General features: G+C 43.6%; 38 protein-coding genes. 31 read left to right on the top strand and 7 right to left on the bottom strand.

What is annotated here, in order from left to right:
• The first annotated feature begins 44 nt into the window (after positions 1-44).
• Positions 45-263, top strand: coding sequence for a hypothetical protein (locus NST40_RS17525; RefSeq protein ID WP_342409790.1), 219 nt, complete (start codon positions 45-47; stop codon positions 261-263).
• 35 nt (positions 264-298) lie between these two features.
• Here NST40_RS17525 and NST40_RS17520 read toward each other — a convergent pair whose 3' ends face one another.
• Both NST40_RS17520 and NST40_RS17515 read right to left on the bottom strand, forming a co-directional pair.
• The gene (locus tag NST40_RS17520) at positions 299-1,162 is read right to left on the bottom strand and encodes an ATP-dependent DNA ligase (RefSeq protein ID WP_342409789.1); all 864 of its coding nucleotides are present in this window, start codon (positions 1,160-1,162) and stop codon (positions 299-301) included.
• A 68-nt stretch (positions 1,163-1,230) separates the two neighbouring features.
• Positions 1,231-2,469, bottom strand: a complete 1,239-nt coding sequence (locus NST40_RS17515; protein WP_342409788.1) for a kelch repeat-containing protein — start codon at positions 2,467-2,469, stop codon at positions 1,231-1,233.
• Between the two features lie 199 nt (positions 2,470-2,668).
• On the opposite strand from NST40_RS17515, the gene NST40_RS17510 reads away from it, so the two are divergent.
• Both NST40_RS17510 and NST40_RS17505 read left to right on the top strand, forming a co-directional pair.
• The gene (locus NST40_RS17510) at positions 2,669-2,968 is read left to right on the top strand and encodes a hypothetical protein (RefSeq protein WP_342409787.1); all 300 of its coding nucleotides are present in this window, start codon (positions 2,669-2,671) and stop codon (positions 2,966-2,968) included.
• Between the two features lie 10 nt (positions 2,969-2,978).
• The gene (locus NST40_RS17505; RefSeq protein WP_342409786.1) at positions 2,979-3,317 is read left to right on the top strand and encodes a YolD-like family protein; all 339 of its coding nucleotides are present in this window, start codon (positions 2,979-2,981) and stop codon (positions 3,315-3,317) included.
• Between the two features lie 70 nt (positions 3,318-3,387).
• Here the strand turns inward: NST40_RS17505 and NST40_RS17500 are convergent, their stop codons facing one another.
• From NST40_RS17500 to NST40_RS17490, 3 genes are all read right to left on the bottom strand, one after another.
• Positions 3,388-3,981: an Ltp family lipoprotein gene (locus NST40_RS17500; protein ID WP_342409785.1), complete on the bottom strand. Its 594-nt coding sequence runs from the start codon at positions 3,979-3,981 to the stop codon at positions 3,388-3,390.
• Between the two features lie 251 nt (positions 3,982-4,232).
• Positions 4,233-4,655 carry a type II toxin-antitoxin system HicB family antitoxin gene (locus NST40_RS17495; protein ID WP_342409784.1) on the bottom strand — a complete coding sequence of 141 codons (423 nt, stop codon included), beginning with the start codon at positions 4,653-4,655 and terminating at the stop codon, positions 4,233-4,235.
• A gap of 37 nt (positions 4,656-4,692) precedes the next feature.
• Positions 4,693-4,881 carry a type II toxin-antitoxin system HicA family toxin gene (locus NST40_RS17490; protein WP_342409783.1) on the bottom strand — a complete coding sequence of 63 codons (189 nt, stop codon included), beginning with the start codon at positions 4,879-4,881 and terminating at the stop codon, positions 4,693-4,695.
• Between the two features lie 256 nt (positions 4,882-5,137).
• On the opposite strand from NST40_RS17490, the gene NST40_RS17485 reads away from it, so the two are divergent.
• The 3 genes from NST40_RS17485 (at position 5,138) to NST40_RS17475 (ending at position 6,852) form a co-directional block, all read left to right on the top strand.
• On the top strand, positions 5,138-5,809 hold the full coding sequence (locus tag NST40_RS17485; RefSeq protein ID WP_342409782.1) for a hypothetical protein: 672 nt from the start codon (positions 5,138-5,140) through the stop codon (positions 5,807-5,809).
• A 25-nt stretch (positions 5,810-5,834) separates the two neighbouring features.
• Positions 5,835-6,059 carry a hypothetical protein gene (locus tag NST40_RS17480; RefSeq protein ID WP_342409781.1) on the top strand — a complete coding sequence of 75 codons (225 nt, stop codon included), beginning with the start codon at positions 5,835-5,837 and terminating at the stop codon, positions 6,057-6,059.
• A 97-nt stretch (positions 6,060-6,156) separates the two neighbouring features.
• A complete protein-coding gene (locus NST40_RS17475) occupies positions 6,157-6,852 on the top strand; it encodes a hypothetical protein (protein WP_341163962.1) in 696 nt (231 codons plus the stop codon).
• Positions 6,853-7,140: 288 nt separating this feature from the next.
• Here NST40_RS17475 and NST40_RS17470 read toward each other — a convergent pair whose 3' ends face one another.
• A complete protein-coding gene (locus NST40_RS17470) occupies positions 7,141-7,788 on the bottom strand; it encodes an XRE family transcriptional regulator (protein ID WP_342409780.1) in 648 nt (215 codons plus the stop codon).
• A gap of 168 nt (positions 7,789-7,956) precedes the next feature.
• Here NST40_RS17470 and NST40_RS17465 point away from each other — a divergent pair, with 168 nt between their 5' ends.
• The 25 genes from NST40_RS17465 (at position 7,957) to NST40_RS17345 (ending at position 23,269) form a co-directional block, all read left to right on the top strand.
• The gene (locus NST40_RS17465) at positions 7,957-8,199 is read left to right on the top strand and encodes a helix-turn-helix transcriptional regulator (RefSeq protein WP_342409779.1); all 243 of its coding nucleotides are present in this window, start codon (positions 7,957-7,959) and stop codon (positions 8,197-8,199) included.
• Between the two features lie 193 nt (positions 8,200-8,392).
• Positions 8,393-9,322, top strand: coding sequence for a DUF3102 domain-containing protein (locus NST40_RS17460; RefSeq protein ID WP_342409778.1), 930 nt, complete (start codon positions 8,393-8,395; stop codon positions 9,320-9,322).
• Positions 9,291-9,695 carry an ORF6C domain-containing protein gene (locus NST40_RS17455; protein WP_342409777.1) on the top strand — a complete coding sequence of 135 codons (405 nt, stop codon included), beginning with the start codon at positions 9,291-9,293 and terminating at the stop codon, positions 9,693-9,695. Before NST40_RS17460 ends, NST40_RS17455 begins: the two co-directional genes overlap by 32 nt.
• Positions 9,692-10,219 (top strand): sigma-70 family RNA polymerase sigma factor, encoded by a 528-nt coding sequence (locus NST40_RS17450; protein WP_342409776.1) that lies wholly within the window; start codon positions 9,692-9,694, stop codon positions 10,217-10,219. The genes NST40_RS17455 and NST40_RS17450 overlap by 4 nt, the downstream gene beginning before the upstream one ends.
• A 21-nt stretch (positions 10,220-10,240) precedes the next feature.
• Positions 10,241-10,495, top strand: a complete 255-nt coding sequence (locus NST40_RS17445; RefSeq protein WP_036687892.1) for a hypothetical protein — start codon at positions 10,241-10,243, stop codon at positions 10,493-10,495.
• Entirely contained in the window at positions 10,492-10,662 is a 171-nt protein-coding gene (locus tag NST40_RS17440; RefSeq protein ID WP_179087480.1) for a hypothetical protein, read from the top strand. The genes NST40_RS17445 and NST40_RS17440 overlap by 4 nt, the downstream gene beginning before the upstream one ends.
• Positions 10,659-10,850 carry a hypothetical protein gene (locus tag NST40_RS17435; RefSeq protein WP_342409775.1) on the top strand — a complete coding sequence of 64 codons (192 nt, stop codon included), beginning with the start codon at positions 10,659-10,661 and terminating at the stop codon, positions 10,848-10,850. Before NST40_RS17440 ends, NST40_RS17435 begins: the two co-directional genes overlap by 4 nt.
• A 380-nt stretch (positions 10,851-11,230) precedes the next feature.
• The gene (locus NST40_RS17430) at positions 11,231-11,503 is read left to right on the top strand and encodes a hypothetical protein (RefSeq protein ID WP_076218644.1); all 273 of its coding nucleotides are present in this window, start codon (positions 11,231-11,233) and stop codon (positions 11,501-11,503) included.
• Between the two features lie 15 nt (positions 11,504-11,518).
• Positions 11,519-11,731 (top strand): hypothetical protein, encoded by a 213-nt coding sequence (locus NST40_RS17425; RefSeq protein ID WP_076218643.1) that lies wholly within the window; start codon positions 11,519-11,521, stop codon positions 11,729-11,731.
• A gap of 87 nt (positions 11,732-11,818) precedes the next feature.
• Positions 11,819-13,450 carry a hypothetical protein gene (locus NST40_RS17420; RefSeq protein WP_342409774.1) on the top strand — a complete coding sequence of 544 codons (1,632 nt, stop codon included), beginning with the start codon at positions 11,819-11,821 and terminating at the stop codon, positions 13,448-13,450.
• A gap of 3 nt (positions 13,451-13,453) precedes the next feature.
• Positions 13,454-14,263, top strand: a complete 810-nt coding sequence (locus NST40_RS17415) for a RecT family recombinase (protein WP_342409773.1) — start codon at positions 13,454-13,456, stop codon at positions 14,261-14,263.
• A complete protein-coding gene (locus NST40_RS17410) occupies positions 14,250-15,068 on the top strand; it encodes a PD-(D/E)XK nuclease-like domain-containing protein (RefSeq protein WP_342409772.1) in 819 nt (272 codons plus the stop codon). Before NST40_RS17415 ends, NST40_RS17410 begins: the two co-directional genes overlap by 14 nt.
• The gene (locus NST40_RS17405) at positions 15,068-15,397 is read left to right on the top strand and encodes a hypothetical protein (protein ID WP_076316019.1); all 330 of its coding nucleotides are present in this window, start codon (positions 15,068-15,070) and stop codon (positions 15,395-15,397) included. Before NST40_RS17410 ends, NST40_RS17405 begins: the two co-directional genes overlap by 1 nt.
• A gap of 194 nt (positions 15,398-15,591) precedes the next feature.
• Complete coding sequence (locus NST40_RS17400; RefSeq protein ID WP_342409771.1) at positions 15,592-16,212, top strand: hypothetical protein; 621 nt, start codon at positions 15,592-15,594, stop codon at positions 16,210-16,212.
• Between the two features lie 18 nt (positions 16,213-16,230).
• Positions 16,231-17,154, top strand: coding sequence for a replication protein (locus tag NST40_RS17395; RefSeq protein WP_342409770.1), 924 nt, complete (start codon positions 16,231-16,233; stop codon positions 17,152-17,154).
• Entirely contained in the window at positions 17,087-17,473 is a 387-nt protein-coding gene (locus tag NST40_RS17390; RefSeq protein WP_081389398.1) for a replicative helicase loader/inhibitor, read from the top strand. Before NST40_RS17395 ends, NST40_RS17390 begins: the two co-directional genes overlap by 68 nt.
• Positions 17,463-18,815 (top strand): DnaB-like helicase C-terminal domain-containing protein, encoded by a 1,353-nt coding sequence (locus NST40_RS17385; RefSeq protein WP_036687867.1) that lies wholly within the window; start codon positions 17,463-17,465, stop codon positions 18,813-18,815. Before NST40_RS17390 ends, NST40_RS17385 begins: the two co-directional genes overlap by 11 nt.
• Positions 18,787-19,035: a hypothetical protein gene (locus tag NST40_RS17380; protein ID WP_342409769.1), complete on the top strand. Its 249-nt coding sequence runs from the start codon at positions 18,787-18,789 to the stop codon at positions 19,033-19,035. The genes NST40_RS17385 and NST40_RS17380 overlap by 29 nt, the downstream gene beginning before the upstream one ends.
• A 208-nt stretch (positions 19,036-19,243) precedes the next feature.
• Positions 19,244-19,927, top strand: a complete 684-nt coding sequence (locus NST40_RS17375; protein ID WP_342409768.1) for a hypothetical protein — start codon at positions 19,244-19,246, stop codon at positions 19,925-19,927.
• Between the two features lie 12 nt (positions 19,928-19,939).
• Entirely contained in the window at positions 19,940-20,104 is a 165-nt protein-coding gene (locus NST40_RS17370) for a hypothetical protein (RefSeq protein WP_179087479.1), read from the top strand.
• Positions 20,101-21,603, top strand: a complete 1,503-nt coding sequence (locus NST40_RS17365; RefSeq protein ID WP_076218632.1) for a DNA cytosine methyltransferase — start codon at positions 20,101-20,103, stop codon at positions 21,601-21,603. The genes NST40_RS17370 and NST40_RS17365 overlap by 4 nt, the downstream gene beginning before the upstream one ends.
• Positions 21,600-21,779 carry a hypothetical protein gene (locus NST40_RS17360; protein WP_144024925.1) on the top strand — a complete coding sequence of 60 codons (180 nt, stop codon included), beginning with the start codon at positions 21,600-21,602 and terminating at the stop codon, positions 21,777-21,779. Before NST40_RS17365 ends, NST40_RS17360 begins: the two co-directional genes overlap by 4 nt.
• Positions 21,780-21,982: 203 nt before the next feature.
• Positions 21,983-22,384, top strand: a complete 402-nt coding sequence (locus NST40_RS17355) for a hypothetical protein (RefSeq protein ID WP_076277310.1) — start codon at positions 21,983-21,985, stop codon at positions 22,382-22,384.
• Positions 22,381-22,761: a hypothetical protein gene (locus NST40_RS17350; RefSeq protein ID WP_342409767.1), complete on the top strand. Its 381-nt coding sequence runs from the start codon at positions 22,381-22,383 to the stop codon at positions 22,759-22,761. Before NST40_RS17355 ends, NST40_RS17350 begins: the two co-directional genes overlap by 4 nt.
• A gap of 142 nt (positions 22,762-22,903) precedes the next feature.
• Entirely contained in the window at positions 22,904-23,269 is a 366-nt protein-coding gene (locus tag NST40_RS17345; protein WP_342409766.1) for a hypothetical protein, read from the top strand.
• A gap of 197 nt (positions 23,270-23,466) precedes the next feature.
• On the opposite strand, the gene NST40_RS17340 is transcribed toward NST40_RS17345, so the two are convergent.
• Positions 23,467-23,838 carry a 4-fold beta flower protein gene (locus NST40_RS17340; protein WP_342409765.1) on the bottom strand — a complete coding sequence of 124 codons (372 nt, stop codon included), beginning with the start codon at positions 23,836-23,838 and terminating at the stop codon, positions 23,467-23,469.
• Between the last annotated feature and the right edge of the window lie 127 nt (positions 23,839-23,965).

The following is a 23,965-nucleotide window of genomic DNA, read 5'->3' as shown; positions in this document are numbered from 1 at the left end:
CTGCCATAACTGGTGGGGTATTTTGTTGTTTAGGGAGTGATTTTTTGAGCGCTACATATAAAATATTGGTGACAGATTCTGAGTTTCTGACAGCGGCACTGACACAATCCAAAGTATCCGTATGGTTTCGGCTGGACCCAGATCCAATAGGTCATCTTATGGATTATGGTGGGATTGTAGAGGGGTATACACCGGATTCTATTAAACTTGCTGGATCTCATTTTGTTCGGGAGCGATTTGAATTTAGAGCAGAAATAAAATAACCCGCCGGGCTTATGCCTGACGGGTCTGTTTTTGCTTATACGATAAATTCTGTAAACACTGGACTCCGCAGCATGCCTGATTTGGTCCAGTTCCTCATTCTTACCTTAGCTCGTAATCTTGGCTCAAGATGTACAAAATCCTTATCCTCGCCTTTTACAAGCTGTTGGGCAACGCCTCTAAATGCCTGCTTATGGAGCGGTGACGCGCCGAGTTCAATGATTCCTGCTGGACGTAGCTTTCCGGACGTACCGGATGGAACAGCAGCCAGCCACCCAAATTCCTGTTTGCGATAACCTGTTATAAATACTTCTGCATAAGTCCAATTGATGACCTTTTGCCATGCATGAGAGCGGCGGCCAGTCTCGTATACGCTGTTTTTACGCTTACCTACTACGCCTTCCATACCACGAGTTTCGATCTGTTCAAATAAAGCCTCTCCAGCACCTTCCACATGAGGTACTAATCCAAAGTTATTAGAGGGTAGAGTTAATCCCGCCAGTATCTCCTTACGGCTCATCAGGGGCAATCCACGAAGATCCTGACCTTTGTACATCAAGATATCAAAGATGGCATAATACGCCGGGAGCGTCCCGGTGAGGTGTACTATTTTCTCTGCTCGTCTTGTCTGAAAACGGCTCATTACAGATTCGAAATCTGATACTCCAGTTGTAGGGTCAACACAGGCTACTTCACCATCCAAAACAACATCTTCCGCAAATGGGAGATGTAATTCAGGATACTGCCGAGTGCAATCATTATCGTGCCGTGTATATAACCGGACCTTACCGGACTCTTGAGAATAAATAAGACGATGCCCATCTATCTTTGGTTCATATATGAAATCGCTGTGACTGAATGGTCCAGCTGCAGTTTGTAATAACATAGGCGATATAAACATAAAAAACCTCCTTCATCCAATTATAGCTCTTGGCTACAAAGGATAGAGGAGGTAAGTGATGGGAAAAGCTATTTTGTTAAAGTATACTCACTAACTTCAAACGATAGGATCTTGTCATGCACAACGTAATCGGTTCGTTTAGTGAATGGGCCTTTGTTGTTGTCATGCTTATCAATTCCGTAACGAGCTGATCCGGAAGCTGAGTCATACCAGTTTAAAAATGCTTGAACCTCTGACATTGACAAGTCGTACTCTTTCTCAAGGTCGGTATTCATTATTATTGTCAGAATTGCACGATCGCCTGACTGCTGTTCTGGAGTTGGTGAAGGTGTAACGGTTGGGGATGGCTCCGATGTCGCCGTTGGCGTTGAAGTCGGCTCAGGTGCAATCGAAAGCTTCTCCACTGTTTTTGTAATACCTCCAAAAACATATATAGAGTCGTTTAATACTACACTCCCAAATCCCCAACGTCCCGTATTAAGACTTGCGCTTGTTTCCCATGTATCATTTGTTGAATTATATATTTCAACTGTATCGAGTGCGGGGTTTGAATATCCACCAATTACATATATTTTGTCCTGATAATTTATGGCTGAAACAGTATCTCTACTGGTTGGGGCGCTGCGTTTACTTGACCATGTGTCAGTCGCTGGATCGTACACTTGCACCTTATTATATGTATTGCTTGAGTAGCCTCCATTAAATACATATATTTTCCCATTATTCGTAACCGCCCCTGCTGCATGCACTGGTGTAGGAATGCCAGTTTTAGTTGACCACGTATTCGTTATAGTATTATATTCTTCAACTGTTCCTAAACCTTCTGATGTTTTATTTAATCCCCCAAAGTAATAAATCTTACCATTTAGATTAGCCGAAGCCCCGACTCCTCTTTGAATAGAAGCATTACTTCCGACAGTCCAGGAGTCAGAAGCAGGATCATAAATTTCAACTTTATTTGAGTAATCAGAATCCAAAGTCTCAGGATTTCCAAGCGTCCCACCAATTACATATATCTTACCATTTACAACTTCTATAGCAAAAAAGGATCTAGCGGTAGGCATGCTTTTTTTGCTATACCAGGTTTTATTTTCAGAGTCATATACCTCTACATTATTCAAAGCTTTATCACTATAGCCACCAATAAAATAAACCTTACCATTCAACTCAACAACTCCCGCGCCTACTCTGCTAAACGGCATATCTTCTTGATACTCCCACGCTTCATTTGCAGCAAATGTTTGATTTGAGAATATCCCGATCATGAATATCATTAATGTAAATAATGCTAAATAACGTTTCATCATCTCACTCCTTTAATATGTATGCATCAAGCTTACAACAATAAAAGGCGAACAAACAGTCTGTTGTTCGACAAAAAATTACATTATTATTAAGGGTTGTTAGGAAGTACTTAACCAAACAAAGAATAAGTTACTTGTTGTTTATGGAACATTTGTTCGGTTATAATACAAACAAATGTTCTTATTTCCGGAGGCGTTATTTATGTTAAATGATACACCGCGTAAACTATTGTTGATCATAACCCATTACTCACGGCATTTCGGATGTCTACCATCCTTGCCTGAGTTAGAGCGATTAAGCGGACGTATGCCAGTCGATATCCGAAATGGGTTAAAAGAACTGGTCGAAGAAAATTACATTGAATGGAATCCACATACACCACCTGAGATGGCCTGCATTATATCTGGCTGGGAAAGAGATAATCCATCTCACAGAGATCCGGAAGTTGCAAAGAAAGATAAAAGTGTAGCGAGCAGCGCTGACTATTGGTTGTATTATTAGGGGGATATGTATGCAGCGAAAAAAACTCGAAGGTAATGGATTGTGGGAAAGTAGTCGAATGATTATGCCAGAACATAAAAATAGGATGCTGGACGATATCTTGAATGAGGAGATACGTAAGAAGTCTGATTTAGACCCTCAAGCCTTAGCTGAAATCTCACAGGTATTTGCACAATCAATGGAAGACCATAGCCCAATTACGCTCACACTATTTGATCCCGTTGAGGATAAGGAGATACGTGGTATTGTGATGCGCGTAGATCAGCAATTGAAGCAGATCAAGTTGAGAATAAGTGATGATGATTGGGAATGGATCAAGATGAGAGATGTTTTAGGAGCTACTACATAGAAGATAATTCCCAAGCCTTTGAGATTATGACAAAGCCCTACTAACCTATATATGGTCGGTAGGGCTTTGTTTATTTTAAATTATCTATCGCGTATTGCGCTTCTTCTGCAGTGAATTGCGCACCATAGTCTGAAATCAATTGATCATAAATGGCGGAATCTGACATATCCAACGTTTCTGCGTATGATTGTGCAGATTTCAATGCATTTTCTTTCCAGTCAACTACAATGTTGTCGATGGCATATTGAGCGGCTTCTGGAGGAAAATTTGCTCCATATTCAGAAGTCAACTGATCGTAAATGCCTGCCTTTGACATATTCAAAGTTTCTGCATATGATCCTGCTTGTTTTAATGCCGCTTTATATTCTCTAGGGACACTTTCTTCTTTTGCCTTGGCTTCAGCCTCAGCTTTAGCTGCTGCTTCTTCCTTAGCCTTTTTCTCGGCATCTGCTTTTTCAGCAGCTTCTTTAACTTTTTTATCTTCTTCGGTTGGTGTCGCAGCTGGTTTTTCTGTTTCTTTGGTGATAACAGTTTCGGCTTGGACGGTAGGTTCAGGGTCTGCAAGAGTAGTAGGTTCTTTATCTCCACCCAAGCTTCCTATCCATCCAATTACAAGGATCAGTACTAACCAAAACCACCATTTCTTATAAATCGGCTTCTTCATGATGTTCCCCCTAATTTTGATAATAAATGACAAAAACAGTCTACCAGATAAAGGGATGGTAATCTATGTAATTTACAAAGATCAATATATGTGAAGAAGAACTTTGCGAAGCCAGTTGGGTTCCCGCGACCATCCTGCGCCGTAGCGCAAAATGGTTTCGACCGATGCCCATCCGGTCATCATCAGGCGGTGTATTAGGTAGTCCTGCGAATCAGCCTATACTATAGGAATATGTGCAAGGAGGTATCTAATTAAATGCGTTGCTTTTCGATTCCAAGACTTCGTTTCAATCCCTCTTGCAATACTTGGCTAAAGTTCAGATGCTGTTTTTCAGCCTCATCGTTTAACCACTTCGGCACCGTCAGTGTTTTTTTTACAGCTTTAGCTTCCATTGCATCCCTAACAGTTGGCATATAGACCTGCACTTCACAGGCGGCCTCTGTCGGATCTGCTTGCTTCAAGATATCACCGAGCACAGATGGTGAAGGAATAGGGTCATTGTCTTGCTCCATCACATACATAAACCCCTCAAGAGCTTCACGTGCTGCGGCGTGTGCTTCTTCAGCTGTATCACTGGAAGTCAGACATCCGGGCAGATCGGGAAAACGAACAGAGATTCCTTCGTCTGCTGTGTCTAGCAGCGCCCAGTAGCGATAAACATCTTTCTTACTCATTTATATTAACCTCCTTGGGGGAGAGGGGCTTGCGCCCCTACAACCCTGCTGATTTTAGGATACTCTTTTGTGTTTTGGGAGGAAAGCTTGCTTTAGGATGTGGTACTGTTATTTTCCCCGGCTTGCTTGGATGTTTGAAGTAGTGGTGGCTTCCATGTACTCCAACTATGTACCATCCGTCTTCTTCGATAATTTTTATGATTTCCCTTGAACTATATGACTTCATCTCAACCCTCCTTATACTTATATTATATACGTATTTATAATACGTGTCAACGTATAAAAAACACGTACTATTTAGTGAGGGAGCAAAAAGCCCATGACTTAGAGCGTTTGTTTTTTACCGTTTACAGAATGTTCCATAACTATTATATTCAGATTATACAAATGAATAATCTGCATTAGGGAAGGTTGGGAATACAGAGATGCTGGGGTATATAACTGGAGATAATATTAAATGGTTATTAGGAGTTATTATACCGATGACCGTAACAGTAACTGGTTGGATTTATGTATATAAATTGGGTCAGAAAAATGTAATTAGAGATAAGCGAATCACTACATATATTAGTGCCTTCAATTTCATAAAGGATCCACTTTATAATGCTATTAGAAAAAATTCTGATTTTTGTACGTATCTTGATATTACGAGGAGACATCTAGAAAGCTTACAAGTGGAATCAATATTATACCAAGCTGATATGAACTATTTACTAAGATCATATAAGGAGAGAGAGTTTGAAAACCTTAAAAACATTGCGAGTAGTTCGTACTTAGAGTTTTCTTATGCATGGGAACAATATGAAATTGTATTTATTCCACTTGTAAAACAAAGATATGCTCTACAGGAAGAATTTAAAGAAATGATCATGATTATTAATAATTGCTATATGGGATACAATGCATTCCATTATTCCCTAAATGAAGGGATAGAATTTAAAGAGGAACAGCGGGCGGGACTTGTTAATTCTATTGCAATTACACATGATCGATTTCTAGATTTTTTTGCATGTTTAATGGACGTAAATACTAATGTCCAAAATTTTGTCTTTAAAGATTTATTCCATAGAAATATAGAGGAAAGAAAAGTATTAGACGAAAAATATCTAACGATAAATAAATTGATGGAGAAACATAAGGTGGATAATTTTTAGATGCTTTTTTTGTAGGAGTGATCGTTTGAGTGCTAAATATAAGGTTATTACCAGCGATGCAGACTTACTTGCTGCAGCATTGGCGCAAGTGAGGGTTTATGTTGTGCAAGTTGGCGAGGACGCCTCTGATAGCATCATAGATTACGGAGGAGTAATACAAAAGTATACGCCTGATTTTGTTAAGATTGCTGATACATACTATACTCGGACAGCGCATGAATTTAGGACACATATTTCTATGTCCAAGTAACAAAACAAGCTCACTAACCTTAACGGTCGGTGGGCTTGTTTTTGCATAGAATTTATGTAGTTAGGTAATCATAACAAAAAAAAGGGAGTTGAAAAATATGAGTGATATAGGATTTAGTTTACCTCAAGTAAAACCGCAGGTTGTTAATGGCAGGCACCCTAGGTCTCCAATACCTGATTGTAAGTACATAAATGTATTTTTATTAGCTTCCCATCCTGACCCCAAACCATTTCCTGATCCGAGCAATTTACCAGAGGAAATAAAAAAAAGAGTTATAGATCATTTAAATGCATTTGAATCGTTATTCGCTTCACAATGTGGAAAGAGGCTTAAACTCAGAATGGTTTGGAGTAGCTGGAATATGGTAGGGACATCCAGTACGAAATTTTTGAAAGCGGAGGAAATTCCATTAGACTTAACTAAGGCCAAAACAATTTTGGATGAGAGGAATAAAGAAAAGGCTTATTTTCCTGAAACAGATATTTTGGTTTGGTATCTTAGAGGTGATTACATTTCATTAAATGAAGATTCGAATAGTAAACGAATAGGGAAATCTTTTGTAGATAATGGAGAAAATCCATGTGCACTGGTTCTAATTACAGAAAAAGCAGGTCCGTATACTTTGGCTCATGAAGTTGGTCATATTCTAAGTAATTTTAGTGATCCAGATCCAGCTCCAAATGATAAGGGGCACAACAAGAATCCAGATAACTTAATGTATTTTCAGGAAGGAGGTACTAATATAACAGCAGATCAATGTGCGATCTTTTTTAAGCATAAGTTCATAAAATAGATGAAAAGTAAGAAGGTCCGCGATCCAATAAGAGGTGCGGGCTTTTTTTATTTTGATACTATATAAAATGAACTGCACCCCAAAATGTTATTAGTTCATAGACTACTTGAGCTTTGTGATCCCCCTATGTTAATAATAATTTACAAGGTAAGTCTAATAGAATAAGGAAATAGTCACTACGAATCTCTACAATGTTTGCATGTTTATTATAATTATTAAAACAACTCATCTGGACGAATAAAAGAACATCCCGCCATTATTAGGAGGAATGTTCTTTTATTATTACAATTAAAAATTAATAACAACTTTTTTAAGTTTCCCGATTATGCGAATGTTGGTTTCATCTCCGCCACAAATTATGGGTGGATAGTTTTGGTTGGCCGATTGCAATACAAGGGTGTCAGCTTGTCTATATACTTTCTTCAACACAGCTTCATCATCGATTAGAACAGCGGCGATTTCTCCATCCTCAACCTCTTCTTGTTTACGAATTAACAATAGATCTCCTTCAAAGATACGAGCTCCGTTCATACTGTCCCCTTTAGCTCTCAAATAAAAGTACTCCCCCCCGTTGATCCAGGAACGAGGCGTCGTTTCATATCCTTCAATGGATTCATACGCTAAAACACCATTTCCACAAGAAATTTTTCCTACGATAGGCAAACTTATGTATTCTGACTTTTCGGGTTCGGTTCCCAGATATGTATATGCGCCTTCAGTAAGTTGGTTCACCGTCACATCAAGAGCGACAGACAGGTCCTTAATGCGATCCATACCAATTCTAATTTCCCCGTTTTCATAACGTTGAATAGTTTTCTTAGTTAAACCAACTTTTTCGGCTAATACTTGAAGGCTATAATTTCGCAGGTCGCGGTATTTTTTTATGTTTTTCCCTGTTGCTATGTAAAAAAACTTATTTTCATCCGAAACACTCATTTAAAATTCTCCTTCATCTAATGGTTGGATTTATTATACCCATAAAAAGACACTTAATACAAGTAAAATATTATTTCGTGTCATTTAGAGGGTTGACGCACCTTAAAAGTGATGCTAATCTATGGGTGTCATCAAAAGACACGACTTATACAACAAGGAGGTGAGCAGATGTTGAAGATTACCGTGAAGGCAGCAAGAGTTAATTCAGGCATGCAAGCCAAGGAAGCCGCGAAGGAGTTAGGTCTTTCGATAAATGCATATTCTAGAAAAGAAAACGGCCATGTCAGATTCTATCTTGATGAAGTCGTTAAATTGAGCGGTCTTTTCAAGGTTCCTATTGAAAATTTTTTTGAAGCGGGGTGTCATATTAAGACACACACTCTAGAAGATACTTCGCTTGAGGTTAGATAAAACAACGGATTTCAATTGGAGGCTAATAATTTGAATCACGTTTCAAAACAGGCGCTACTAAATCTATCATACAGATCTGGCGTAGCTTTGGAATTTAAAGGTGGATGGGTGCGCAAAGAAGGTGAATCGAAATGGTTCAGGTGGATTCAAATGTATCGACATCTTAGTTATCGATTAAAGAAGGAGGCGCAGAATGAATCAACTAGCACTATCAACTGATCTGCAAGTTATCACAGCTGAGATCAATAGCTACAAACAAGTTGCGGGACAATCACTCTTTGAGATTGGCAAGCGATTGAAGTATGTGAAAGAGAATGACCTGGTTCACGGTAAGTGGGAAGAGTGGCTTAAAGAAAACGTGGACTTCAGTCGAATGCAAGCCCATCGGTTCATTGAGGTATACGAGCAATTTGGTAACGTAACGACGTCGTTACAAACCAGCTCTTTATTCGAAATGCTCTCCCTCCCCGAATCAATTGACCGCTCTGAATTCGTTGAGCAGGAGCACGTTGTCCCTTCTACAGGCGAATCCAAGAAGGTAGAGAGTATGACTGTTAAAGAGCTGCGTGAAGTCAAGAAAGCTCTCAAGGAGTCCCAGCAAGAGAAGGACGCCGCCGAACTCCGAGCTATGCAAGCCGAAGCTGATAGGCAGTTAACAATTCAACAGCACTCTGAACAGCAGGAAAAACTCATTGTTCAGCAAGAGAAGTTGCAACAGGAAATTGATGCACTTAAAAACCGCAATGGTCGCTCTAAAGAAGACGAAGAAACGCTCCGCAGGCTGATTGAAGAAAATACCGAACTGTCCCAAGCCAAGAGGCATCTTGAACAGGAAATAACGGAGAGGAACACCTTGGTGGAAAAGCGTGAATACGATCTTCGAAAAATGAAAGAGGCACTCAGTAAGACCCGTGCTTATGTGGATGTTGACCTGTCATCGGCATTAATGTACTTCGTTTCCGTTCGGGACCAGCGAGAAGCACAGGAGGTTGCAGATCATTTTTGGAATTCACTTGACGCAACCATAGCGAAAAGTCGCAAGGAGTGGGCAGTGGTAATGCAAAACAAAGTCATTGAGGAGGTTGAGGCAAATGCAAGACCAACTGCAATTATTGACATCTGAGGAGATTGAGGCATTGGTTGAGCGGGTTGCCAAGGCAGAAGAGGAGAAGGTTCTCTACCAGAAAGACAATGAGAAACTTCGCCTCCGTGTCATTTGCACCCAGAAGGATCAAAACAAGCTGCAAGCTAAGGGTAAAGCGCACATAGGTAAATGGGCTATCTTAGCAGAAGAGTCGGGGTTGGTGGTCAATCTGCGCCGATCCATTACGAGAATGTGGAGCGAATACAAAAAATACTTTGGGCTGCCTAGGTCTTACCGAGACACTCCAGAACATCGTTTTGAGGAGGCTCTCCATTGGATTGATGCATGGACGCTACCGACTTACTTAATGGAACAGCCCCAGTGTCAACTGGAGGAGGGGGCATCCCAATGAGCGTAACCGCAATACCTGAACGGCAACTGACGCCGGACGAATTGATTCAAAACAACATGGGACTGGTTGGATCGATCGCTCATAAAATCAACAAGACAACAGGTGTGGAGTATCTGGAACTCTTTCAGGAAGGTTCTATTGGTCTTATCAAGGCAGCTCGTTCCTTCGACGAAACCAAAGGATTTAAATTTGCAACTTACGCCAGCCATTGCATCACCAATGAAATGTTGGGTTATCTTCGTAAAACTCGGCGCATTAGTAGTCGGTATCTGAGCTTGGATGCAATCCCTGACTGGTGGAATTTGGTTGGTCACTGGGAACCTGATACGTCTTATCTGGAGATCGATTCAGTAGTTTTGGAGCAAATGCCAGCCAAACAAAGACAATTGGTATCACTTCTGTTTAGAGGTTTTTCACAGCGGGAAGCTGCTGAAGAGATGGGGTACACTCCCTCATATATTTCACGGATACTAACTAAAGCTCGTGCCTATTACGAGAACAACTCAAAGTTGAAATTAATCTGAGTACGAATGGAGGTCCTGCAAATGGCAGTATTCATCCATCCTACACATCGCGCTTTAGCTCGCATTACTTACATGAATAGCAACATTAAAGGCGAGCTTATCATCGGAGAAGCAGAACTAGCACTGATTATGCCCTTACTCATGGATAATTTGAACATCGTCCAGCAGGTGGACGGCATTAAAGAAGCGACATTAGCGGCGCATTGTACAGGAAACATGGATCTGGCGCAGCACTTCACAGATAAATTGATTGAATGGGAGGCACAACTGAAATGAGCGCATCAACTGATTTATCAAATGTTTTACAGGATTGTAAGCGTCGAGGCTGTACTAAGGAGCAGATGCAGGGTTTTATCGACAGAGCTCGGAGCTATTGGTCTGGGAATGCAGGAATGTTAGTGGCGGTTGAGTCATTGCAATTAGAACTGGAGGGAATGGCATGAATGAGAAAAAAGACGCTCTCAGATTTCACCGCCAAGAAATGGCTTACTGGCTAAGTGTTCAAAAAGACGCTCAATGGCGAGGCGATGTTGAAACTGAACAGTTTGCTATCAAGGAACGCCGCAAACATCGTGATGCTGTACTAACTTTATGGGCAACACCTGTAGAACAACTAGCGGTGTGCGTATGACAGTAATCTTCAATACCACAGTTAGATGCCCTTATCCCAATTGCTGTTATACAGCCGACGTAATCACTAACAATCATTGTACTAAAGCTCATAGCATGGAGCGCAAAGAACTGATCGGGAGATTCGGTAAACCGCAAAAAATCGGTTACGATCCTAAAGCCGTAGACAAGAATCTGGAAGGTCATGTTCCAGCTCAGAAGGTGAATATAGGTTACCCTAGTGATTCTACATTTGCGAAAGACAGGAGATCAAGTAGACGTAAAGGGAGGTGAAAAAGGTTAATCGGCAGGTCTAAAAAACGGCGAAATCTCGAAGGCCTATTATTTTTTTGCCAAAAATGGGGTTTTGAGCCCAAAAACAGGAGAAAGCGGGGCAAAACGATGGACAGAAAAACACTGGAGTACATGACCGATCGCACTAAGAAAGCCACTGTAATTGTCAACAAGATCGATGAATTAAGCAAGCAAGCTGAGCGACTAATTAATGCCGAAGAGATCAAATTCTCGTGGAGAGATAACGGAGTGACCTTGGATTCTGTGGGGTACAGTGGTCGCCGTGCATCAGCCAGAGTGGTTGCGAATATCAAAACATTCGCTGTCGAGGCAATCAACGAAGAAATCCAGCAGCTTGAGGAAGAACTGGCTGCACTATAAGGAGGGACTTGTTAAATGAAACCACATGAAAGAATGGAGTTCGAATTGGCTGCTGATTCGCTGACGAAGGCTTTACCAGCATTACTAGGAGCTTATGGAGCAGTAGCAAAGGCTCACAGAGCTTACTTCTTGGAACTTGTTAAAGCAGGCTTCTCGGAGTCGCAGGCACTTCACATCGTTGCCACGCAAGGCGTTCTGGGTGGTCTCAACGGTGAAAATAACAAATAACGCCCCTGGCTGCAACCGGGGACGTTAGTCAAACACTTATTCAAAAATTCACGGTCACTATAACACAAAAATCAGGAGGCTGTAAAGATGCTGCATATCAAACGGATTAAAATCACGGATTGGCTAGGGATCAGCGAACTAGAAGTATCTCCCGGCAAAATAAATAAAGTTGATGGTGACTCAGGCGCCGGAAAAACAAGTTTGATAGAGGCGCTGGAAAAGGCACTGACCAATAATAGTCGGCGTACAGAAGTCGTTAGCCACGGACATGAAGAGGCTGAATTGTTTGTAGAGCTGACGGACGGTCTACAGATCACCCGCAAGGTTCGGTCGGAAAAGGCGGACTATCTCAAGGTTAAGCACGACAGTAAGGCTGTAAACAGCACGGAAGGATTTTTACGAAAGCTAATAAACGGTGATATTTTCCGACCGATTGAATTTGTACAGAAAGATGCTAAAGAGCAGACCAAAATTATTCTCAACATGCTGCAGATTGATTGGACAGTTGAAGATATCAAATCATGGTTTGGAGAACTACCTGAGGCGGACTATCAGCTTCATATCCTGCAAATCCTGCAGCAGATCGAATCAGCATATTTCGAAGAACGTTCCAGCATCAATCGTGAGATCAATCTATTACGAGCAAACATCGAAGGGATTAAGCGAGACCTTCCACCGAACTATGATGGCGAAGAGTGGCGCGGGGTAGACCTGCAGAAGCTTTACCGCAAACTGTCAGATGCTCAGGAATCCAATAAGAAGTTGGAAGAGGCGAAGACATTAATTGATGGATTGACGTTGCGAATAGAGGACATAAAGCAGCGCTCTGCTAACGCTACAGAAGAAAGGGTTCTAGGTTATCGGAGACAACGCGACACACTGCAAGACAGCATCAAGCGGTTAGAGGAGCGTATCGAGCAGGATCAAAAGATCATTGACGATGCTGACCGCCGAATCGCAGATGCGTCCCTACAGTTGGACAACGAAATGGAGCAGGCGATTGAACGCCTCAAACTTCAATATCAACAGAAAAAACTCAACGTCCGGGAAGATGTCCAACGTGAGGTTGAACTGAATAAGGGATATGTCAGCGAGCACCGCCAATTGATCGCAGAAAAGTCTTCTTCACTTAATAATATCGCGGAGCATGAGCGCAAGGATCTGGAGAAGATCAAAGATCACGAAGCCAGCCTAATTTCGGCAGAGAAAGCGAAGTCAGGCGATGCTGAGCAAGTGATTGCAGATGTTGAATGGATTGACCCAGAGCCGTTACAAGCTGCTGCTCATAAAGCGGCTGAGATGAAAGAGTATCTTCGAGAGTGGGAACGGATGAACGATATCATTCGCGAGAAGTCATCTCCAAAAGAAGCGCGGTCCGCTGACCTAACTTCAAAGATTGAGAAGGCGCGCGAGCTGCCGAAAGAATTGCTTAAAACAGCTGCTCTGCCAGTGGATGGACTGACAGTAGATGATAAAGGCCGTATCCGAATTGACGGCACACTTATCGATGGATTATCTGAAGGGGAGGCGCTGGATTTCGCATTTAAGCTTGCTAAGGCTCAGTCAGGTCCACTCAAGGTAATCTGCATTGATGGTTATCAAAACCTTGGAAGCAAGCAACAATCCATTCTGGAGAACGCACAGCACGATGATTATCAATACTTCTTGCTCTCGACGGTTGAGGGCAAAGATCTGAATATCGAAATTGTGGAGGGATAAGAAATGACAAACGCACAGCCAAATACTCAGTTAGCCACAATTCATAGCAATCTTGAAAAATTAATTGATGCTAAATCAGAGGCATTGCCCTCCGGTTTTAATAAGACTAGATTTATGCAAAACTGTCTGACCGTTCTGCAGGATACCAATGGAATTGCAGAATGTAACGCCATGAGCGTAGCCAGAACGATGCTCAAAGGAGCATTCTTGGGGCTAGATTTCTTTAATAAGGAATGCTACGCCATTATCTATGGAGGGTCCGTCGAGTTTCAAACAGACTACAAAGGTGAGGTCAAGCTTGCCAAGAAGTACAGCATTAATAAGATCAAGGACATTTATGCAAAATTGGTGCGAGTTGGCGATGAATTTACCGAGACGATTGAAGGTGGCAAGCAGTCAATTTCATTTAAGCCACTCCCGTTTAATGATGGGGAAATATTAGGAGCTTTCGCTATTGTCCTATACGAAGACGGCTCAATGAACTATGACACCATGAGTAAAAAAGAGATCGAGGAAATCAAGGTCAACTTCTCACGGAAGAACAAAAGGACGAATGAATATTCCAAGGCATGGGTAGCAACTCCGGGAGAGATGTATAAGAAAACAATACTCCGCCGTCTTTGCAAGAACATTGAATTGGATTTTGACACAATCGAGCAAAAGAAAGCCTTCGAAGAAGCTGCAGACATGGACTTTAACCAGGAACGGGAACGGGCGCGTCCGGCACAGGAAAGTCCACTGAATCCCAAAGTAACTGTGATCGACGGGGAGTTTACAGAGGTCGGGGAGGGTGCGACTGATGGAACTGAATAAATCAAACTATTTTAGCCAAGAAGCCAACCGCCACTACATGAGCGTGAGCCAGTTCAAGAGCTTCCTTCCCTCTTATGGGGGTTGTGAGGCTCAGGCAATGGCTACTATCAATGGAGAATATGTTCGTCCGACTTCCGTGACTTTCATGGAGGGGCATTTCGTCCACGCTTGGAACGAAGGAATGCTTGATGAATTCAAAGCGGATAATCCGGATCTATACAGCAGCAGGGGCCCAACAGCAGGACAGCTTAAATCAAACTTTCAACACTGCAATAAAATGATCGAGGTCCTAGAGAATGATCCTTTGGTAATGAAGGCACTGGCTGGAAAGAAAGAGGTCATAATGACCACGGAAATGTTCGGTATCCCTTGGAAGGTCATGCTGGACAGTTACCAACCTGAACATAAAATTTTCGCAGATTTAAAAACCATGAAAGAGATGGACGGGAAGTTTTGGAATCGCGAGGCTCAGGCTTATGAGAACTTCCTTGATCACTACGGCTACATCATTCAGATGTCTGTATATGCCGAGGTTGAACGGAAAGTATCTGGACGCAAAGAAGAGGATTGGTTGCTGCCTCACATGGTTGTTGTAACCAAGCAAGACCCACCGGATCATGAAATCATTTATTTCGATTATGATGCAATCGCTGCTCACTTGCGGATTGTTGGAAATCACATTGAAAGAGTGAAGGAAGTTAAGTCAGGGAAGGTAGAACCGGTACGCTGCGAAAAGTGCGAGTACTGCCGTCAAACGAAGAAGATTAGTCGCATCAAACACTTTCAAGAATTGAGCCTGTACTAATGAGCGCCTTCGGTTTCCACCCGGTGCCGAAACCAGCGCATAAACGTAATAAGCCCACAGCCAAACAACGTGGAGCAATTAACAATGAGGTCTACAACGCAGCAATGGAACGATCAGGTGGACGCTGTGAGCGTTGCGGGAGTAAAGAGGGCTTACAGTGTGCCCATCTAATTCGGCGCTGGCAGATCGACGGTAAAACGACTGTGAAGGATGTGGCAATGCTCTGCGGTCCTAGTGTTAATACTGGGACCTGCCACAACTGGATTGATTACACGAAGGATGGCAAACAGTGGGCGGTAGATTTCAGGGATCATCTCTATGAGAAATGAACCCGCCGTACAAGTAGAGATACACGTCCTCAGTCCAGATTGCAAGGTGTGTGGTCAAGAGATCAACCCAGACCGCGAGGAATACATTGGACGCACTCGGGTATGTCCTCGCTGCTATGGTGAGCTGACAAGCGGTAGAGATCGCAAGGATCGGAAATATAGAATCAAAAAACAATGAAATTGAGGTGTGGCTAATGTCAACAGAGTTACTAGCAAGAACATACAAGATGATTGAGTGTCTAGCAGAAGCTGCTCGGACAATCCAAGAACAGGACAAGGTGATCAAACGAGTTAAAGAAGAAAATGAAAAGCTTCGTAACGGTGAGTATGCAGTGAATTATGCCCCGCATTATATCGGAGGACTCAAGGAACGTATTCAACAGCTAGAGTGGGAATTGGAGTCTTGGCGTAACAGCAAGAAAGTACAACTACCAAGGGAAGTGGCTGCTGAACTTGATGAATTAATTATTAAAGGAATATCAAATTCGGCTATAGCGAATAGGTTTTTCACGGCTGCAGATGAGGACGAAGAACACTATGGAGTGAGCGAACTTTTAGAATGGACGGAGCACGGTCGAACAGAGCAAGGCAAAGTTCGAGTTATGATTTTCCTATCAGCTCTAGTCAATGGATACATCGAAGCCCCAGAGCCAGAGAAGGATGTTCCATCGAATATCCGATCAGAGGTAACTGAAATTATTAAGTGCTGGATGGGCACACCTCCTGTAGCTGACGAGGGAAACGACGCTGAACGTTTGACCGATTGGATTTTTGACCACTTTCAGCGGCACGGGGATGACAAACTGCCCTTTTAAAGTAAAGCAGGTGAGGTAATGGACGGGCCGCAACTTGAAGATGGTTATACCCGTGTAGCCAATGAGATATTGGAGCAGGTGGCACTACGAAAGTTCAATGCCACACAACTGAGAATTATCATGATCGTCTGGCGGTACACCTACGGTTATCGCCGGAAAGACCATGACTTCGCACTAACATTCTTGCAACAGCTCACTTGCCTCTCTGCCAGCACTGTTAAAAGGGAGGTAGGGCTGCTCATTAAATCAAAAGTAATTCTTGTTACTCAAAAAGAAACGAGTGTAATGCCTAGACGGCTATCATTCAATAAACATTATGAACAATGGACTATTCAGAAAAGCGGTGATGAAATGGATTGTGAAAATGACTTGTTTACGTCAGCCGAGGGTTCAGATCTGACCCCTCAAGAATCACTTAATAATGAAATCCGAGGTATCAGATCTAGTACCCCCGAGGTATCAGATCTGACCCCTCAAGTAGAGGTTTCGAGGTATCAGATCCGACCCCCATTAAAAGAAATAAAGATCTTAAAGAAAAGTATTAAAGAAAATATAGCGATGTTTGATGATTTCTATAATAACTACCCTAGAAAGATATCGAAAGAAGCTGCAAAAAAGGCATGGGAAAAGTTATGTAAGATAGAGGACTTTGATCCGGATACTGTTATTCAGAATACAGCCAATTTTGCTGAGACCTGTAAACTGCTTCAAACAGATAAGAAATACATTCCTCATCCTTCAACCTTTCTAAACCAGAAACGCTATAAAGATTATCCGGTGGTAGATCCGGAAGGAATGCTCAAGCCAGCAGTAACAGAAAACCAAAATACAGGCGATGTAATAGACCGCGCTATGCAGAGGGAGTTGATGAACATTGGATCGGGTCGGCGTGACAGCAATTCTGAAATATCTCCGCTCGGCATACCGGAGCTTTGTGATTAATGACAACGAGATAGATGCAGTTATATCCACCTGGCAGGACATTCTTCAGGACATTCCTAATGAAGTGGCTTATGCAACTGTAAGGAATCTTTGTAGGGTGAGACCTAAGTTTGCTCCTGATCCAGCAGATATTTATCTCGCATGCACTGAACACAAAGCAGAGATGACCATTTACCAGGCTCAACGGCTGGAGCAGGAGCAGAGAGTCTTGGAACTTCAAGAGTATCATGAGACAGAAAAGGTAGGTCCACCACCGGACTTCATTCAGAAAAAGATCGATGCTATTTACAGAACGAAGGTGAAGACAGATGAATCTTGATGCTGAACGAGCGCTACTAGGTTCACTACTAAAGGATCACACCTTGATGGATGATTGTTTTCTTGTGCCTGCTGACTTCACTGAAGAGGAAGAGGATAACCGACTCCTTTTCAAGGTTCTGCAATATGCAAAGGAACATTCGGACGAAGCAGCTAACCCATTTGATCCTGTTGTACTTGTATCCAAATGGGGAGCAAGACTGCAGCGGATTGGAGGGCTTACACGCCTCATGGCTCTACGTGATTCTGTCCCTAGTACAGACAGTTTCACTTATTACCAGCGGGCAGTCCGTACCGATCGTATTCAGCAGGAATTGGCAGAGTTAGGGCGTCAAATTGCAACAAACGGTGGCGGTGACATCGCTGAGCTTAAAGCCAAGATGGAGCAGTTAGAGGAGTTGCAGCAAGGAGACAGTGACGGCGGGCTTGTCCATATGGCTACGTTGCTGGAAGGACATGAAAAAGTAATAGCTAAACGTGCCAACAGTGGTGGTATAACCGGGGCGAAAGCAGCCAGTGAAGATTTCACACAATTGAGTAAAGGACATCAAATTGGTGATTTGGAGATACTGGCAGGCCGCCCTTCAATGGGCAAGACACTCTACATGGCAAATGATGTGGACGCAGTAACGTCATCTGGGTGGGGGGATGCAGTCTTCTCATTGGAGATGGGTGGAATGGAGATTGTTGAACAGATTGCATCATGTATCGGAGGAATAAAAAGAGACCGCATAGCATCGGGGCAGATGTCTGATAACGACTGGCTTCGGTATGGGGATGCCTTAGAGATTATCGCCGGGCGGTTGTTGTATATCGATGATCGTTCAGGAGCGACTGTAGAGTACATTCGCCGACAAGTGAAGTCATTGAAAAAGAAACATCCCGGCAAGCGCTGGGTGATCCATATCGACTTTTTACAGTTCATCCAAACAGAAAAAAACTTTGAAAACACCAAAGAACGTATTGGATACATTACGAAGTATCTGAAGCGAATGGCACGGCAGTTACAGGTCTGCGTTGTCTGCTTATCGGCAGTAGGGCGGAGTTGTGAGCAGCGTCCAGATAAGCGGCCGTTGATGTCAGACTTACGTGACTCCGGGGACATTGAATCAGATGCTGATGTTGTGACATTCATCTATCGAGATGACTATTACTATCCGGAAAGTCCTAAAAAAGGATTCGCTGAGATCATCGTTGCAAAGGGCAGAAAGATTGGGACAGGCACATTTGATATGGCCTTCGTACCGAGTATCAGTCGTTTTGTGAACTTGGACAAGGATCAAAAATACAAGCTCGCTGAGAAGGTGAGAGAGCATGAGCAGCAAAGGAAGAATCGAAGATGATGCAGCCTATGAAAATACGCTTGCATGGATGGTAGAGAAGGCGGAACTGTTGGATGATCCTTTAACGCTGGCAGTGGAAGAACGCAACAAACTGCAACGAATCTATGACTTTGTAGAGCAACGTGCCCTTGAGTACAACCGTGGGCAGATGCTGCTAACAGACCCGGGACGCCTCAAGCTATACAAGGCTGCAGGGGTTGCGTATCAAGAATTCAAATAGGGGGGATGGAAGATGGAAGAATGCAGATGTCCTAATTGCAATTCAGCAGCCACACATACATGGGCGCTAGTGCCATTGTGTCAAGAACACTTTGAAGCAGTGAAACAAGAAACACACCTTTACTATAAAAAGCGAATCGCATATTCTGCACGATTAACATATATGAGCATCAGTTTCTTGATTCCTTGGAGTCGGAAGGAGTGGGGGCATGCGATTCGTAGGGATTGACCCCGCCACTCAAACAGCCGTTGTTGCTCTTGATGAAGATGGAAATCCAGTTCTTGAAGTGACCTTTCGAGGAAAAGGAAAGGATGTCAAAGGTGGTATATCTCCAGAACAACGCATGTCGCTTGAGGACCAGCTTTATAACGTTCTAAAACCCGAGGATGTAATCCTGAAGGAAGGGGTAGCGAACGGCTCTCAAATGCTCATAACCACTGCTAAAATACACGGTGGGCTGGAAGGGATGATTACCCGGAAGGGGTTAACCTTTGAGGAGATAGCTCCACTAGCGGTGAAAAAATATGTGGATGTCCAAAGCTGGATAGGGGAACCGGGATCGAAGGTATTGCTCAAAGGCAAAGCCAAAAAGGAAGCAATGGCTGTCGCAGCTCTGAAGCACTTCGGATACGAGAATCCCAGTCATGACATTGTAGATGCCTATATTATCGCAAAGATATGTGAGGCGATATATAGGGTGCGGAACGGAAGACCAATGGACTCATACCCTCTTTACCAACATGAAGTGATCTGGTCCATCATTGATCCAGAGGCATACAAGGAGTACGAAATAACGAAAAAGAAGAAACCCAAAAAAACGAACACACGCCCAGGGAAGCCTGCGGCGGCGGGCAGTCACACCCATTTGAAGGAACAACAGTTCTTATTTTAGGGAGGTGCAGGGGTGAACTGGAAAAAAGCAACGCTTGGACAGCTTTACGAGATTGCCTATAACGATGATGGAGCTGCACCAATTTATAAACACAATGCTCTTGCTGAAATTCAGCGGAGACGGAAAAAACCTATGAGCAAGGTCAATCACAAGATCAAGGCGGTGTATCCAAGATGAGAGAAATCATCGTTGATAACTTCGCAGGTGGCGGAGGTGCTTCCACAGGGATTGAGCTTGCAACTGGACGATCAGTGGACATAGCGATTAACCACGATCCAGCAGCTATAGCCATGCACCGTGCGAATCATCCAGAAACTGAACATTACTGTGAGGATGTTTGGGATATTGATCCCGTAGAGGTTACCCGCGGGCGTCCGGTTGGTCTGGCCTGGTTCTCGCCAGATTGCACGCATCACAGTAAAGCCCGCGGCGGTAAGCCGCGGGAAAAGAAAATACGTGGATTGGCGTGGGTCGTAATTCGATGGGCTATCTTGGTTAAGCCGCGCGTCATCATCCTTGAAAACGTAGAGGAATTCCAAGACTGGGGTCCGTTGGATGAGGATGGGCAGCCGATTCAAGCTGAGAAAGGGCGTATCTTCGAATCATTCGTTGAGTCGCTTCGGCAGCTCGGTTATGTAGTTGAATGGCGGGAACTAGTAGCTTGTGATTACGGTGCCCCCACTAACCGGAAACGGTTGTGTATGGAAATGCGGCGGGATGGCAAACCGATTGTCTGGCCAGAACCGACTCACGGAGCATCGGGCAGTTTGGAGGTGCAAGCTGGCAAGCGGAAAGCGTGGCGGACAGCAGCTGAGATTATTGATTGGTCCCTTCCTTGTCCAAGTATTTTCGAATCTGTGGTGGACATCAAACAGAAATACGGTTTGAATGTTAAGCGCCCATTAGCAGATAGCACCTGCCGGCGCATAGCCCATGGATTTATGAAATTCGTCGTCAACAATCCTAATCCATTTATTGTAACGGTAAATCATTCCGGCGATGGATTCAGGGGGCAGGAGATCAACAAGCCACTCGGAACAATGACGGCTAAAAACGGATACGGTCTTGTGCTTCCTTTCCTGGCTAAGTATCACGGTGAACTCAGTGGGCAAGAAGCTCGGGGCCAGACAATAGATAAACCGCTGCTTACGTTGGATACAGCTAATCGGTTTGGTCTGGTCACGGCAAACATTATCAAGTTCCGCGGCACCAATATTGGGCAGCCTGTCACCGAACCTCTGCATACGGTGACAGCGGGCGGGAATCACCATGGATTGGTTTACGCGTTCTTAGTGGCTTATTACGGGGCAAGCATTGGGCAGGATCTGAATAGCCCACTGCATACGATACCGACACATGATCGGTTTGGATTGGTGATCGTTCATGTGAAGGGTGAACCATATGTCGTGGTGGACATCGGGTTCCGAATGTTAGAGCCAAAGGAACTCTATGCAGCTCAAGGATTCCCCGGGACCTATATCATTGATGGCTATCAGGAGAACGGGCGTCCAGTTCCAAAAGCTCAGCAAGTTGCGAAATGCGGGAACTCAGTTTCCCCAGAAATGGCGAGAGCAAAGGTCCAAGCAAGCATGCCGGAATTCTGTGTCGGCTCTGGAAGTTCTTTGTCGCTGGAGCGCTACAAGCCTGCAGTTGGTCAGATGGAGTTTAGCCTATGACAGATCTCAGTGAAGCAGCCAAGCAAATCTGTCGGGAAAATCTCAAAGACAACTGCCATCGTTGCCCATTGCGTTCGCAATGTGTACGAAATCTTGGTGCCGGGAGAGAAGCCTACGAAAGATGGTTGAGTGAGGTTAACACTGCTGCTGAGATATTAGTAAATAAGGGGGTATAACAGCACCCAACAAACAATTCACTTACGTCTTGACCGCCAAATACGGGCGCACACCATAATCATCGCAAAGATAAGTAGGAAATATAAAAATTTGGACACATCAATCACCTCTATATTACTCAAGTTAACACCTATTCAGCCCAAATAATACCATTCGATAGTTTTTGATTATGTGCTTTATATCATGAGAGGAGATAACCAGTATGAGCAGAGAGCACAAATTCCGGGGCATGGACCTTGAAGGAAACTGGCACATTGGGAATCTAGCAATACTGCCCGAGGACGTGCGGCATCTGAAAAAGGGGTATTACATTTCCAACGAGGCAGGACTCCCGTTTGCTTACCAAGTACGACCAGAGACAGTCGGTCAATATATCGGTCGTGCTGATGATAAAGGCAAAGACCTTTTCGAAGGGCAGCGAGTCAAATTCACTAATCTATCATTAGGCAGATTTTCCAAGGACGAACAATGGGCAGAAGGCGTTATTGCATACAGTGAGGAAAGCTCTGTATTTTATATCAGCCAAGGCAAAGACAGCGGATGGAATCTTAGAGAATCGTCAGTTTTAGTTGTGGATGATGAAGGAGAGGCGGCGAAGGCGTGAAAACAATTAATGAGCTGGTTAATGAAGCCCACTGTAATGCTGTAGACAAAGGTTGGTGGGTTGAGGAACGGAGTTTTGGTGAAATCATTGCCCTGATTCATTCAGAGGCTTCGGAGGCACTGGAGGACTTTAGAAATGGCAAGAAGCCTACAGAGGTTTGGTACGAAGAAAAGTCCGCTTTCGGGATGACGCTCACTCGCTTAGAAATGGCAGACGATACTTGGAAACCATGCGGCATACCGTCCGAGCTGGCAGACATTGTGATTCGTGTATTTGACGCTTGTGGTCGTTATGGAATTGATCTCGAACAAGCAATTAATGAAAAGATGGCGTACAACGCAACACGACCGCAACGACATGGCGGTAAGGTGCTATGACCGAAATCAAGAAATGCCCTGATTGTGGTCGGAAGCTTTGCCAACTTTGCGAGGAAAAACATTCAGAACTGGTCATGAAAAATACGTTCAATGGGAATGAGCTCGAAGTGTGCAAATCCTGCTATAAGGAGGTGTGGGGCAAATGAGTGAATCAGGAAAAGTTTCCTTACCGACACCAGAACGGATAGAAGCGTACAGAAAATACGCACATCTTAACAATGGACTATCGCTAGAAGACGCAATTGAGTTGCTGGCTGCTCTAGAAGAGTCACGACAAGAGGGGGAACGGTTAAACGAAATTTGCAAACAATTAGCCGGAGAAGAAATGTTGTTCCAAGACGGGAAGTACGAAACTGAAATGCAGAGGGTGCAAGGCAAGTTGGTAGAGGCACAGCAGACCATAGCCCGAGCCATCACAATCTATGAAACGGCAGATATGGAATCGGACTTCGATAATGTGTTAACTGGCATGTATGAGGCGTTGAAAGTGACGGAGGGTAAGTCATGACACAGGTAAAGGATAAGACAAACATTTGCCCCCGAGAGAGGGCAGAAACAGCGTATATGACACTACAGGCAGGTAAATGAGCAATGGACGCAGCACCAGCTGGAAAGGCTTCTGCAGATTGCTGAAGAGGTTAGCAGAACTGCCTACCTGACTGGAGATCACAAAGCCTACCAAGAAAAAAGCCGCTTTAAAGGCGGCTACTGATTAATCCAAGTATTGAATTGTAGTGCTGACCACCCTCCTAAAGGAGTAAGTGGAGTCAAAGGAGTGAGAGGTGTTAAAGGCCGCAATGGTGTTAATGGTCTCAAAGGTGTTAGGGGCGTAAGTGGTTGCATAGGTGTAATTCTGCCCTTTATGGGTTGAGAAGGATTCCAAGCAACTACCTTACCTGTTCGGTCTAAACAATTCAATTCATCTATCGGACCTAACCATCTGTGAGTGGTAACGGAAAATGCATTGCCATCACTAATGAATCCAACCCATTTCAAGTTTAGGTCATATAAATGCTCATCTCTTTCGATCCACCCTACTAATCTACTTTGAGGGTTGAACAATGGTTCCAATGACATTCTTAACACCTCCATTTATTAACAACACACTCTTATACGCTTGTTTTAATACGAGGTTGCGAATTAAAAGAAAGCAATATTGAAAGTTTCTAATCAAGCATACGGCGTATCAGAAAGGCGGTGGATA

This window comes from Paenibacillus sp. FSL R10-2778, assembly GCF_038593035.1.
In the GTDB taxonomy this organism is placed as follows: Bacteria; Bacillota; Bacilli; order Paenibacillales; family Paenibacillaceae; genus Paenibacillus_AQ; species Paenibacillus_AQ odorifer.
This window is presented reverse-complemented; position numbering and strand designations above follow the sequence as displayed.

What these genes read in the sequence shown, in the direction of transcription:
- NST40_RS17520 (WP_342409789.1), bottom strand. Translation starts at nt 1,162, where the DNA reads ATGTTTATATCGCCTATGTTATTACAAACTGCAGCTGGACCATTCAGT.
- NST40_RS17515 (WP_342409788.1), bottom strand. Translation starts at nt 2,469, where the DNA reads ATGATGAAACGTTATTTAGCATTATTTACATTAATGATATTCATGATC.
- NST40_RS17510 (WP_342409787.1), top strand. Translation starts at nt 2,669, where the DNA reads ATGTTAAATGATACACCGCGTAAACTATTGTTGATCATAACCCATTAC.
- NST40_RS17505 (WP_342409786.1), top strand. Translation starts at nt 2,979, where the DNA reads ATGCAGCGAAAAAAACTCGAAGGTAATGGATTGTGGGAAAGTAGTCGA.
- NST40_RS17500 (WP_342409785.1), bottom strand. Translation starts at nt 3,981, where the DNA reads ATGAAGAAGCCGATTTATAAGAAATGGTGGTTTTGGTTAGTACTGATC.
- NST40_RS17495 (WP_342409784.1), bottom strand. Translation starts at nt 4,655, where the DNA reads ATGAGTAAGAAAGATGTTTATCGCTACTGGGCGCTGCTAGACACAGCA.
- NST40_RS17490 (WP_342409783.1), bottom strand. Translation starts at nt 4,881, where the DNA reads ATGAAGTCATATAGTTCAAGGGAAATCATAAAAATTATCGAAGAAGAC.
- NST40_RS17485 (WP_342409782.1), top strand. Translation starts at nt 5,138, where the DNA reads ATGACCGTAACAGTAACTGGTTGGATTTATGTATATAAATTGGGTCAG.
- NST40_RS17475 (WP_341163962.1), top strand. Translation starts at nt 6,157, where the DNA reads ATGAGTGATATAGGATTTAGTTTACCTCAAGTAAAACCGCAGGTTGTT.
- NST40_RS17470 (WP_342409780.1), bottom strand. Translation starts at nt 7,788, where the DNA reads ATGAGTGTTTCGGATGAAAATAAGTTTTTTTACATAGCAACAGGGAAA.
- NST40_RS17465 (WP_342409779.1), top strand. Translation starts at nt 7,957, where the DNA reads ATGTTGAAGATTACCGTGAAGGCAGCAAGAGTTAATTCAGGCATGCAA.
- NST40_RS17460 (WP_342409778.1), top strand. Translation starts at nt 8,393, where the DNA reads ATGAATCAACTAGCACTATCAACTGATCTGCAAGTTATCACAGCTGAG.
- NST40_RS17455 (WP_342409777.1), top strand. Translation starts at nt 9,291, where the DNA reads ATGCAAGACCAACTGCAATTATTGACATCTGAGGAGATTGAGGCATTG.
- NST40_RS17450 (WP_342409776.1), top strand. Translation starts at nt 9,692, where the DNA reads ATGAGCGTAACCGCAATACCTGAACGGCAACTGACGCCGGACGAATTG.
- NST40_RS17445 (WP_036687892.1), top strand. Translation starts at nt 10,241, where the DNA reads ATGGCAGTATTCATCCATCCTACACATCGCGCTTTAGCTCGCATTACT.
- NST40_RS17440 (WP_179087480.1), top strand. Translation starts at nt 10,492, where the DNA reads ATGAGCGCATCAACTGATTTATCAAATGTTTTACAGGATTGTAAGCGT.
- NST40_RS17435 (WP_342409775.1), top strand. Translation starts at nt 10,659, where the DNA reads ATGAATGAGAAAAAAGACGCTCTCAGATTTCACCGCCAAGAAATGGCT.
- NST40_RS17430 (WP_076218644.1), top strand. Translation starts at nt 11,231, where the DNA reads ATGGACAGAAAAACACTGGAGTACATGACCGATCGCACTAAGAAAGCC.
- NST40_RS17425 (WP_076218643.1), top strand. Translation starts at nt 11,519, where the DNA reads ATGAAACCACATGAAAGAATGGAGTTCGAATTGGCTGCTGATTCGCTG.
- NST40_RS17420 (WP_342409774.1), top strand. Translation starts at nt 11,819, where the DNA reads ATGCTGCATATCAAACGGATTAAAATCACGGATTGGCTAGGGATCAGC.
- NST40_RS17415 (WP_342409773.1), top strand. Translation starts at nt 13,454, where the DNA reads ATGACAAACGCACAGCCAAATACTCAGTTAGCCACAATTCATAGCAAT.
- NST40_RS17410 (WP_342409772.1), top strand. Translation starts at nt 14,250, where the DNA reads ATGGAACTGAATAAATCAAACTATTTTAGCCAAGAAGCCAACCGCCAC.
- NST40_RS17405 (WP_076316019.1), top strand. Translation starts at nt 15,068, where the DNA reads ATGAGCGCCTTCGGTTTCCACCCGGTGCCGAAACCAGCGCATAAACGT.
- NST40_RS17400 (WP_342409771.1), top strand. Translation starts at nt 15,592, where the DNA reads ATGTCAACAGAGTTACTAGCAAGAACATACAAGATGATTGAGTGTCTA.
- NST40_RS17395 (WP_342409770.1), top strand. Translation starts at nt 16,231, where the DNA reads ATGGACGGGCCGCAACTTGAAGATGGTTATACCCGTGTAGCCAATGAG.
- NST40_RS17385 (WP_036687867.1), top strand. Translation starts at nt 17,463, where the DNA reads ATGAATCTTGATGCTGAACGAGCGCTACTAGGTTCACTACTAAAGGAT.
- NST40_RS17380 (WP_342409769.1), top strand. Translation starts at nt 18,787, where the DNA reads ATGAGCAGCAAAGGAAGAATCGAAGATGATGCAGCCTATGAAAATACG.
- NST40_RS17375 (WP_342409768.1), top strand. Translation starts at nt 19,244, where the DNA reads ATGCGATTCGTAGGGATTGACCCCGCCACTCAAACAGCCGTTGTTGCT.
- NST40_RS17365 (WP_076218632.1), top strand. Translation starts at nt 20,101, where the DNA reads ATGAGAGAAATCATCGTTGATAACTTCGCAGGTGGCGGAGGTGCTTCC.
- NST40_RS17360 (WP_144024925.1), top strand. Translation starts at nt 21,600, where the DNA reads ATGACAGATCTCAGTGAAGCAGCCAAGCAAATCTGTCGGGAAAATCTC.
- NST40_RS17355 (WP_076277310.1), top strand. Translation starts at nt 21,983, where the DNA reads ATGAGCAGAGAGCACAAATTCCGGGGCATGGACCTTGAAGGAAACTGG.
- NST40_RS17345 (WP_342409766.1), top strand. Translation starts at nt 22,904, where the DNA reads ATGAGTGAATCAGGAAAAGTTTCCTTACCGACACCAGAACGGATAGAA.
- NST40_RS17340 (WP_342409765.1), bottom strand. Translation starts at nt 23,838, where the DNA reads ATGTCATTGGAACCATTGTTCAACCCTCAAAGTAGATTAGTAGGGTGG.